6 protein-coding genes and 6 pseudogenes are annotated in these 10,563 nt (G+C 56.7%); 5 read left to right on the top strand and 7 right to left on the bottom strand.

Going from position 1 to position 10,563, the window contains the following annotated elements; translation table 11 throughout:
- Positions 1-269: 269 nt before the first annotated feature.
- The 3 genes from MFF06_RS09185 to MFF06_RS09175 form a co-directional block, all read right to left on the bottom strand.
- The gene (locus tag MFF06_RS09185) at positions 270-1,043 is read right to left on the bottom strand and encodes a hypothetical protein (protein WP_238203052.1); all 774 of its coding nucleotides are present in this window, start codon (positions 1,041-1,043) and stop codon (positions 270-272) included.
- A 311-nt stretch (positions 1,044-1,354) separates the two neighbouring features.
- Positions 1,355-1,891 carry a class I SAM-dependent methyltransferase gene (locus tag MFF06_RS09180; RefSeq protein WP_238203050.1) on the bottom strand — a complete coding sequence of 179 codons (537 nt, stop codon included), beginning with the start codon at positions 1,889-1,891 and terminating at the stop codon, positions 1,355-1,357.
- A gap of 535 nt (positions 1,892-2,426) precedes the next feature.
- Positions 2,427-3,584 (bottom strand): glycosyltransferase family 25 protein, encoded by a 1,158-nt coding sequence (locus tag MFF06_RS09175; RefSeq protein ID WP_238203047.1) that lies wholly within the window; start codon positions 3,582-3,584, stop codon positions 2,427-2,429.
- A 325-nt stretch (positions 3,585-3,909) separates the two neighbouring features.
- Between MFF06_RS09175 and MFF06_RS09170 the strand changes: the two are divergent.
- A pseudogene (locus MFF06_RS09170) lies at positions 3,910-4,201 on the top strand (transposase); the annotation flags it as partial.
- Positions 4,202-4,473: 272 nt separating this feature from the next.
- Here MFF06_RS09170 and MFF06_RS22860 read toward each other — a convergent pair.
- Positions 4,474-4,593, bottom strand: a pseudogene (locus tag MFF06_RS22860) (IS110 family transposase); the annotation flags it as partial.
- Positions 4,592-4,693: pseudogene (locus tag MFF06_RS22795) on the bottom strand (IS110 family transposase); the annotation flags it as partial. The pseudogenes MFF06_RS22795 and MFF06_RS22860, both read right to left, overlap by 2 nt.
- Before the next feature lie 136 nt (positions 4,694-4,829).
- On the opposite strand from MFF06_RS22795, the pseudogene MFF06_RS09160 reads away from it, so the two are divergent.
- The 4 genes and pseudogenes from MFF06_RS09160 to MFF06_RS22785 all read left to right on the top strand — a co-directional run.
- Positions 4,830-5,347, top strand: a pseudogene (locus MFF06_RS09160) (IS5 family transposase); the annotation flags it as partial.
- Between the two features lie 96 nt (positions 5,348-5,443).
- A complete protein-coding gene (locus MFF06_RS09155; RefSeq protein WP_238203102.1) occupies positions 5,444-7,102 on the top strand; it encodes an ISL3 family transposase in 1,659 nt (552 codons plus the stop codon).
- A gap of 10 nt (positions 7,103-7,112) precedes the next feature.
- Positions 7,113-7,636, top strand: a pseudogene (locus MFF06_RS22790) (IS66 family transposase); the annotation flags it as partial.
- Positions 7,634-7,867, top strand: a complete 234-nt coding sequence (locus tag MFF06_RS22785; protein WP_370876637.1) for a transposase domain-containing protein — start codon at positions 7,634-7,636, stop codon at positions 7,865-7,867. The pseudogene MFF06_RS22790 and the gene MFF06_RS22785, both read left to right, overlap by 3 nt.
- Before the next feature lie 39 nt (positions 7,868-7,906).
- Here the strand turns inward: MFF06_RS22785 and MFF06_RS09140 are convergent.
- Positions 7,907-8,014, bottom strand: a pseudogene (locus MFF06_RS09140) (IS5/IS1182 family transposase); the annotation flags it as partial.
- 1,335 nt (positions 8,015-9,349) lie between these two features.
- A complete protein-coding gene (locus MFF06_RS09135) occupies positions 9,350-10,552 on the bottom strand; it encodes an HNH endonuclease signature motif containing protein (protein ID WP_238203045.1) in 1,203 nt (400 codons plus the stop codon).
- Positions 10,553-10,563: the final 11 nt, after the last annotated feature.

The following is a 10,563-nucleotide window of genomic DNA, read 5'->3' as shown; positions in this document are numbered from 1 at the left end:
GGCGCCCAGACAGCGCTTACGAGGAGAGAGCGGACTTGGTGATTGCACGTTGGGAAATAAGTACGAACCCGTTTTGCTATAGTGCTCATTCGAGTGCCGGGGGCAGTACGTGTCACCGTCCCGCGTTGGGCCTCTCAGTTACACTGGCTCGCTGCCACGTAATGACCTCGCGGCGGAGTCGTTCAAGCGTACCGGCGAGTACCCGAACCTAACGAAACGTTTTGTTTTGATTGAATGAAAATATGAAGTAACGGCAACTGTTACCCAATTTAAATGAGCAAACTTCGCAGTTTACGAGGCAAATTGCCCGTAGAGCCGACGTTGAGGCAGCTTGCCTCCCAACGCTCGAGGTAGACTTCCAATTCCAAGTGGGTCCGCTCCGCCCAACGATTCATGGCGCTCAGGTCCTCTACTAGTTGAGCATTTTCCTCGTAGAGGGCGAGCACGGCGGGGACGGCAGCGCGGGCCACGTCTACCCCGGGGTGTGATGCAAGGTTTTCCCGTTCAGCCCTGAACCACTTGCGCATGTCGATAGCGATCTGCTGATCCTGTGCTATTTTCAAGTCAGGTTGGAGCATGTGATCGCGATATTGTAGAATCGCCGCTGCATATTGACTGTCATTGGGGAAAGGCGGACGTACCCTCCAGCCGTTTGCTAGCCGCCGCAGACCACGCAATGCAAATGCTTCGACGAGCGCTTCCTCAAGCCACTGAGAAGGTCCTCCAGGATGGGATGTCCTGCTCCAGCTATTTGCCACGACGTGTCCGAGCTCGTGCCCGAATTGGTAGGCGAGCTTGCACCAGTCTCTCGTTCCGACATCAACAATGATCCACGCTGTGGTAGCCGGCTCGCTGTGCAACCATATTGCGGGGGAGCCCGATTCATGATCGTCAACGCGTATTCTCTCAGGCTGCTGGTCAGAGCGTATAATAAGATCCGACAAACATGCCTCGCGCATGCGAGAGACCACAGCGGTGATATCGGCCAAATTTGAGTTGCGCCAATTTCCTGTAAACTCGAGCGGGGCGTTAATCATGGTCATAACAGATTTTCCTTCAACCGCGCGGGACGCAGACAGAAAAATCATGCCGAGCGCCGCTTGAACAAAGCACCTTCGGCTTACGAGTGGTTGAAAGCATCTGTCTACAACACGCTCACGAAAGCTTGCCATTGTTGTTCCATTTGCTTTTTTCATGACCTGTAATGGCAAACTACCAATACTCGGATTAGGTTAGGGATTGACGTCGGAATAGGATGGAGTTTCTGACTAGTAACGCTGATTGAGCGTTAATCATAGACTCGTCTGCCGCATGCCTTTCCGTGTCGGACAAAATGTTGGCCGCCACCGATCGGTCAACGAACTGACTCATGGTATGCAACCGCAATCACACTATCCCCTGTTCCGCCGAACAGCTGAATGGTCTCATATGGCTGAACTGCTTGCTCAATACGTGCAAGCGGCCACTCACTTTGGTGTCGCTCAAATTCATTTCCTCCAACGGCGCCCTGTTCGAAGCCGAGAGGAACGGAAATTAATATTCTTTTACTATAAGCAGCAGCTTTCTTTAGAGCGAGGTTAGCATCCGCATCATTAAAATGCTCGAGAACATCAATCATAAGTATTATATCATATTGATCTGTCAGTGGTGCCGACAGAAAATTAGTTTTATATAATGTATCATATAGATAATCTGTCCTGCTTTTCTTGAAGTATCGTGGCCAAGCCTCGACACCGTCAATTTTGATGTTCCACTTAAAATCGTCTATATATTCACGAAGTAGAAAGGCAAATTTTCCATATCCTGTCCCGACATCTAACACCGATGTTGGTCTAATCCTTTGTAAATAATACATGATAGGAAGAACATTCTGAATATAGCTCGTAGGCATCTCGATGTTCCTTTCGTCAATGTTGGCTATATCACAGCTGAATTGAGATATTAAAAGATTTTGTTCGGAGCGCTTTTGCTTACAAGTGCAAGTTCCGTTATACGCTGGCACACAGTTCACGATCATCCTGACAATGCCGTACTTAGCGACGTAAGGTTGTTAGCGAGACAAAACCTCTTTCTCCGTGGCCACGCCACTACGAAATGAACTTTATCGACGTTGATCTGGTCGAATTTTGCTCCTTCGGGTGCGCTCACAAACATACCAAGTACGGATCCCCAATTTCACATCGATGATATAGCTAACTTTCATTAGCAAGATAAAACAATATATTGATAAAATCTCATTTCTATGTATTAAAAAATTTTACGACGATAATTATTTACATTAAGTAGTTCGTATAAAAATTTCGACGGAGAACTAAGGATCGTGCGCCGTCTCATCATTTTGATTTTCCGGTTGCTCGCGTCGCCAGTAATTAGACATTTAAACCGCAAATATCCGCCAAGCGGTATTTCTTTCTTAAATAGTATCGCTAGACATAATCAATACCCTCTCGGTCAGAGACGGTGTGATCGCTCAGAACCAGCGGTGGCACTGCAGCGAAAGTTTTAAGCGATTGATAAACTTCACACATTGCTACATCAATTCCGTGATCTGGCCAGAATTCCTTTGTACCAGGAAGCCAGACCACTCGACGCCGTAAGGGCAAGCATTTTTCAAGGAGGGCACGCGCAGCCATTGGGCTTACTGTGTAACAATATAGGCCAAGGAGCCGTGAAACGCGCAGCAATTGGGAGTCAAATTTCGATAATTGTAGAAACCTTCGATGATCGGGCGCTACGTTATAATCCATAAATTGAACTTTCGCCCCGGAAAACTCGAAATCGAGCCACAGGAAGCATTTCTCGAAATTGAATCCCCAAAAAATAATGTCCCATTGCCCTTCGTATTCGGCTAATAAGCGGTGGGCATTTTCTTCGAAATATCGAGATATAAGCACGTCGTCTTCGGCTATCGTAATAGGTTTATCTTCCCTCACACATTTTTTCCATAACTCAACGTGCGACAGCGCACAACCAAGCGTTCCGGGCCCATACTCCAAGTCAGCCGTTATCAATTGATCAGCCTCCAGATTCTCGCGAGAAAGTAAGTTTCCATCTACCGCTCTAAAAGTGGAGAAATTCGTGATATGACTGTTATTAATTGAAAAATCCCTCATTCTTTCTGAGCTCTTTTCCAAATTGATCACGTAAATGGGGCCGATGATGCTCGAAACTTTTTCTGTTACTGTTTTATTTAGTATAGATTTGACATCAGAGGGAAAAGTGACAAAATGTTCGTGTTCTCTGCACCAATCTCGGTCAACTCTGATCAAGCCATCATCATCCGCGGATAAGAAATATCTGCCAAGACGTACTGTGATTTTGCCTCCTTGTGAATCGACCATTGTTAGTTCGGATCCGGATCCTGATGATACCACTCTAGCTCGCCCGTCAATGCCTTGAAAAGATAGTTCCCCGGTGATTGTACCGCCCTCCGTTATGATCACCATTTTACCAATGTCATTACGTACTCTTACCAGCACATTTTGCGGAACATTGCCTCGAACTTTGTGATACAGGCGCTCCTGAAGCGGATCATAGTACACAGAAGAACCATGGTACGTTACCAACTTGAATAGATCGTGCACGGCGTGTTCCTTTTCTTGTCGTCACATATCTCTTCGTCTTCAACTTCGCATATGGCGTTGGCTCCGATCAAGCCTATTTTGGGTCATCGAAGGCGTCACTGCGCCCATTCGAATATGTCGGGTCGTTCGGCTCATTCCACGAGTAGGCCTTAGATTAAGGCGATTGCCACTATTGATTAGGCGGACGATAGCTGCGGAGAACCGGTAGATGGCCGTGCAATGGTACGCAAATTTGTACTTAGCTTAATACCTACTCTCAAAAATGTTTTTGTTACGTCGAGCGGGGATTGCAAAACCGCTATTTCCCGGTGACCTGTAGCCCGAGATCGCACCGCTGTGACGGCTGAGCGAGCCAAGCCGAAGGGCGGTCGGCCCCGAACCTCCGACCGCGCGGCGCTAACGGGGTCTTGGTTGTGCTGCGCTCAGGCACGCCCTGGGAGTTGCTGCCCTGGGAGAGGGGCTGCGGCACGGGGATGACGGGCTGGCGGCGTCTGCGGGATTGGCAGAGGGCCGGAGTGTGGGACCGGCGGGACCGCGCGCTTCTCGACTGGCTCGGCCGCCAGAGCGGGATGGACTTCAGGCGAGCTTCCCTCGAAAGTGCCTCCATCGCCGCTAAAAGTATGGCTCGCCCCGTCCGCAAGTAGCTCAGATCCGCTGGTCTGTGCAGTCTGCACAAACGGTCCGGCCTATCGCCGAGCCGTGAGCCAAGACGGAGATCCGTTCGTCCTGGGCCTTGTAAAGGGGTCGGCGTCGAGCGCCGTTTTTGCGGAGGGGCTTCTAGAATACCGGGCGACCGTCAGGTCATCTTCCTCTCACCGTTCGCAGACATCGGAAGGCCGGCGCGTCCGCGTTGGCCGAACTAGGATCAGGCAGCCACGGCCGCCGGCTCCTAGACGGGCCCGTCGCGCGGCAGCGCCCAGACGATGCGCGCCATCTTGGCCGCCAGGGCGACCACCGCCGTATTGACGTGCGACCGCGCCAGCAGCGCGCGCGGCCATTGCCCGAGCGAGCTGATCGCGCACCTGGTGCTGGGTCTGTACGTCGAGCTGCGCCTCGGACTTGAGCGCCACATAGCGCATCGTCTGGCGTGCGGCCGCCTCGGCGATAGCCGCGTACGCATCCGGCGAAGGCCGCCTTGTGAACCGGCCCATTGAGGCTGAGGTCATAGGAGTAATTCAAGGGTCCGGACCCATAACGGTGGCGCGGATGGCTGGGGTGTGATTCACGGCTCCTACGGAGGGGCCGATGGATCATTTCTGGCTGACGGACGAGCAGTTTGCGAGGATCGCACCGCTTCTGCCGAATGACACGCGGGGCAAGGAGCGCGTGGACGACCGGCGCGTGATCAGCGGCATCGTCCACGTGCTTAGATCTGGAGGGCGCTGGACGGACGCGCCGCGCGAGATCTACGGTCCGAAGAAGACCCTCTACAATCGCTTCGTGCGCTGGGCAGCCAAGGGGATTTGGGTCGAGCTGTTCGAGACCCTCGCCAAAGCCGGTGGGCCGCCCTCTCAGGTGCTGATCGACTCCACCGCCGTGAAGGCCCACCGCTGCGCCGCAGGGGGCAAGGGGGGGAGCAGAGCCAAGCTATCGGTCGCTCGCGGGGCGGGCGCACGACCAAGATCCATGCCCTCACCGACCGCTTCTGCCGCCCGCTTGCCTTCCTGCTGACCGGCGGACAGGCCGCCGACTGCAAGGCGGGCGCGCTGCTGCTCGAACGCCTGCCGGCCTGCCGCATCGTGCTGGCGGACAAGGGCTGGGATTGCCCCGGTTCGGTGGCTCTTGCTCGCTTTGCGTGGACGGCGACGGATTGACTCGGGGCGGTGATCGCCGAAACGGACCTCCCCACCGTGGAGGGTATGCACGTTCCCTTCGACATCCCCGGGTGCCACATCGAGCGCGTCGTCGAACAGGATCCAGACGTCCTCATCGTCCAAATGCGGCAGCGCGGAGCGAGCGCTCGGTGTCCTGATTGCGGCAGGACAAGCCGATCCATCCACAGCCGCTATCACCGCCATCCCTCCGACCTACCTTTGTCGGCGTCACGAACGGTGCTGCGCATAGAAGTTCGACGCTTCTACTGCTGCAATCCCTCCTGCGACCGCCGCACCTCCGCGGAGGCGCCGCCCCAGTTCCTCCGTCCTCGTGCGCGCCGCACACGCCGGCTGGCCGAAGCGCAGGGGCGGGTTGGCATCGCCTGTGGCGGCGCAGGCGGCGCCCGTTTGCTGACACACTTGAGAATGCCGGCGAGCCGCGCAACCGTGCTGCGGCTCATCAGGGCCATGCCGATGGCTGATGCACCGTCACCTATTCGCATCGGCGTCGATGATTGGGCGATGAAGAAAAGCTACCGCTACGGCACGATCGTGGTGGATCTGGACCGCCATCGCGTGATCGATCTCCTCCCCGACCGCACCGCGACGACGCTGGCAGGTTGGCTCGAAGGGAAGCCGGATATCCGGGTCGTCGCCCGGGACCGCGCGACCGAATATGCCCGAGGCGTCACCCTCGGCGCCCCCCGGGCGCTGCAGGTCGCCGATCGATGGCATCTCCTCGCTAACATTCGTCAGGCCGTCGAACGATGGCTCCATAGCTCTCACGCCCGGCTCAGGTGCTTACCGCCCGTGCCCGGATCGATGGATCGTCCGCCTCGACGCGATCACGCCTTCCCACGCAGCATGCCGGAGCTTGACGCGGGAGCGGAGAGCCGGACGCGATGGCGGGCCATATACGATGAGGTGCGGCATCGACATGCGGGCGGCGAGACGCTGTTCGGGATCGCCCGCGTCATGGGGCTCGCCCGCGCAACCGTCCGGAAATACGCTGCCGCCGATACCTTCCCCGCCCGGTTGCCCCACGGAGCCGGCCCAAGCCTCCTCGATCCACACGTGAGTTATCTCGTCAGGCGGATCGGCGAGGGGTGCGAAAATGCCATGGCCCTATGGCGTGAGATCCGGGAACGCGGATACCCCGGCACGAGTCGACAGGTGCACCGCTTCGTCGCAGGGCTTCGGACGAAACCGATCCGGTCAGGCCGCAAGCCCCAGCAAAAGACACTTGCCATGCTGGATCGGCCTGCCGCGAGAAGCCGACTGCCGACCGCGCGGCAACTCGCGTGGCTGCTCGTCCAGCCGACTTCAGCTTTGGATGCCGCGGCCGCCGCCGTGGTGACCCACGTTGAGCAAGATGAAACCGCAAAAGTGGTGGCCAATCTGGCGCGCCGGTTCTCCGCCCTCGTCCGCGCCTCCGGATTCATGAAGATGGCCGACCCGACCTACGATCGCGCCGCGGATCTCGATGCTTGGATCACGGAGGCCAATACTTGCGGCGCTCCTGCCCTCGCGACCTTTGCTTCGGGGCTAAACAGTGACGCTGCCGCGGTCACGGCAGCCCTAACCGAGCCCTGGAACAGCGGCCAGGCAGAAGGCCAGATCAACCGGCTGAAGCTGATCAAGCGACAAAGCTACGGACGCGCGGGTCTTGATCTCCTCCAACGCCGCATGATCCTCGCCATCTGAGCCACGCAAAGTGAGCAAGAGCCACCAAACCGGGGCAATCCCAATCCCAATCCCATACTTATACTCCCCCGACCGCTCCGGTGCGTATGCCGAGACTTGGCTCTCCGACTTCCACAGCCTCGTGCAGGCAGACGCCTTCTCCGGGTTCGGTCGGCTGTACGAACCCGCCCGCAAGCCAGTCCCGCTGCGCGAGGGGGCCTGCTGGGCGCATGCCCGACGAAGTTCTTCGAGCTGGCCGAGTTCAGGAAGGCTCCGATCGCGATCGAGGCGGCGGCGCGGATCGATGCGATCTTTGCCACCGAGCGCGCCGCCAACGGTCTTGCCGCCGATGAACGCCGTGCGCACCGTCGCACCCGCTCGGCCGCCCTCGTCGCCGAGTTGGAAGCGTGGCTACGGGAGAACCGCGCCAAGCTCTCCGCCAAGGCTCCGGTGGCGCAAGCGATCGACTACATGCTCAAGCGCTGGAGCGCCTTCATCCTTTTCCTCAACGACGGGCGCGCCTGCCTGTCAAACAACGCCGCCGAACGGGCGATCCGGCCGATCGCGGTAGGCCGCCGCATCTGGACTTTCGCTGGCTCTGATGCCGGCGGCCATCGCGCGGCCGCCCTCTACACGCTGATCGAGACCGCCAAGCTCAACGGCATCGATGCGCAGGCCTGGCTCGCTGATGTGCTCAGCCGTCTGCCCGACCATCCGGCCCGGCACCTCGACGATCTGTTGCCGTGGAACTGGACCCAACATCAGCCCAGGCCGATTGCTGCCTGACACCATCGGGAGAAAGACCGCGGCCGTCACCGCAGGCGTACTCATGATCTGCCGGTCGTCTTTCCGCTCGAGCCCGGGCTGGTCCCGGGGCATGAACGGCTCGATTACCGCCCACTGCTCGGTGGAGAGCCAGAACAGGTCCGCCATCGTTACATCCGATCCGCAAACGGCCGCCTGGAGTAACGAACTGCCAAACACTGCAATGTCTCAATTTGGTTCAAACACTAAAATTTACCTTAGAAAACATTTTCAAGATTTCTGATCATCAAATCAATGTTCGAAAGGCCATCCATCGTTGTATTCGACATTATCGATCTTAAGAATGAAATCATGTTTAAAATTTGGATCTATTTGATCATTTTCGTCAAAATTGAACGCGATTAACTCGACAAATAAATCTCCATTGCGATCGTTATAACCGAATTCTTCTTTGCACCGTCGTTGAATAATTGCGGTTCGCTCAGCATCAAGGTCGCCATCTCTCGCGCTATAAACAAATACCTTCGGTTGGCGTCGTAGAGAAGACTCAAGATGCTTGAGGCGACGTTGAAGTTCACGTCGACTAATCATTTCTGCTCATATTCTCCAAATCTTCGAGCCTTCGCGCTAGCTGGACGTCGCGAATAGCATTCGCGTGAAGCGCAACTAATTTGCCAAGCTCCACGCCATCAGAGGCTGAGATCAATCCTTTCATAGTGGCGTCGAGGATTGCAGCAGTAGCTATTGGTAGGTTCTCGACGCATGTTACTTCCGGCAATGAAAATCCAAGCGGACGATTGCATCTCGCGAGCCGCTCAGCGCAGAGCTTGAGTAAGGCGACATTGCCGCTCAAGGCGCCTTGTATCATTTTTTTGATGAGAGCTGGCCGAGCTGTGTTGAGGATCTCAGCTTCGCAATCGAAATCCTCGATACGCTGCTTGTTAGGACCTTTGTCCCCAGCTGCGCGTGATGATTCGAGATTCACATTAGGCGACATGGGTTTATGACCGCAGGGAGCTGCTCGTACACGGACTTTTTGAAACTTCCTCCATTCGTTTCATCGCTGATTTCCGGCGCGATAATGCGCGACGTTCGTACCGTTCTAGCTTTTTGAGCCGATCAAAGGCCTGCTGTCCCAGCGATCGATCAGCACTGGGCTGCTCATCATGACCTGATGAAGCTAACTCGTGGAGCACATTAAGCGTCATGATCTTCACCCGCTGCACGCGTTGCAGATGGAGCTGAGCTTCCGCCAGCGATCGCGCCGTGTCCTGAACAATTGCATCATTCGCGTCTTCGCCAACAAACGCGGCAGCGAGACGTCGGATCTCCCCATCGGTCTCAGGGCTCGAGCGCTGAACGGTAAGCCCGTGCTTGAGAGCGTTTTGTCCGGCTCTGGCTTTTCCCCTTGGGGTGCGTGGACCGGTGCTGACAATGGCGTTGGCGCGGTTAGCGCGAACGGCTCGTTCGGACGTCATAGCAAGCGTATTCCGGCGAGAGATTTCACGACACACGCTCAGCGTCGAGATCGATGACGTCATCGGTCACCGCCCGAAGCTTGTTGGCGTAGGACGAACGCTTGCGGTCGAGCTCACGCAGAAAACCGTCCCGGCGCTGCTCAGCCGTCTGGATCATCTGATTCAAGGCATCCATCGTGGGCAGGCGTTTAAAGAAGGCGTGAGCGCGGACGCTGTCCGCCGTGAGACCGCGCTCAGCGAGGATCGCATCGACCCGTGCTGCCCGCTCCCCCTCCTGACCCGTTTGCCAAGCCACGGCCTGGGCGTTCACCGAGGGTTCCTCAAATGCCCGCAAACCCATCGGATCACCATCCCGAAGGCTCGGCTCAATGAGATCGCAAACAGCCTCAACCTCAGCCTGCTTCAGGATGTGGTCACGGTAGACCCGCAGCTGATGGGCCTCCCAGGTGTAGGTGAGGACATCCTTGGTCCAGATCGCCTCAATCATGGTTCGCGGCTTGAGTTCCTGGAGAAAGGCGCGCCGGAACGTGTCGTAGTGCGCTTCCGCTTCCGCTGAGGGTTCAGGAGCCTTCTCAAAAACGAAGGCAAGATGGGCAGGGACATTCGGAAGCAGCTCCGCCAGATCCGAGGTCCTCTCGAACGAGCTGATGAGCAAATCCGTCTGGGCAGCGGCTTTCGAGTTTGCGATCGAGATCATCTTGTCTCCCTCGTCTGCATCCGCGAGTTGAGCTGAGGCTAAACACTGCCGCGTGGGTGATTCGGCGGCATATGCGGATTGGTAGGCAGATCGGTCGGGCGAGTCCCTTTCACCCGAGATTTTTCCATACGTTTCATGACCGTGCTGACGTGAGTCATCCCGCCGCACGACAGTCCCGTCGACTTTACGCTTGAGCTTGCTCTCCCGGGATCCGGGAATCGGATGAGTGACCGCCTCCGCCCCAAGGTGTCGGATCTTACGCCGCTTGGCCTGAGCAGCGGCTGCATGATCATTTTGGGTTTTGATGCGCCCACAGGCTTCGTGGGCGGGCCCCATATTGTCGAACTCATCCGCTCCCCCGAGTTCCAGGGCCCGGATATGCTCGACGATCCACCGATCGCGCACGCCATCGATCGGATGGCCACAGATCACACAGACTCCGCCCGACCGTTCCCACACCTTCAGTCGGCTATGCCCCGACAAGGACCGACGAGGCGTCGTCCCCACATCCTCACGAACGACGTAGGCCATCACCCACCTCC

The sequence above is a fragment of the Methylobacterium aerolatum genome, assembly GCF_022179085.1.
Lineage (GTDB): Bacteria > Pseudomonadota > Alphaproteobacteria > Rhizobiales > Beijerinckiaceae > Methylobacterium > Methylobacterium aerolatum.
This window is presented reverse-complemented; position numbering and strand designations above follow the sequence as displayed.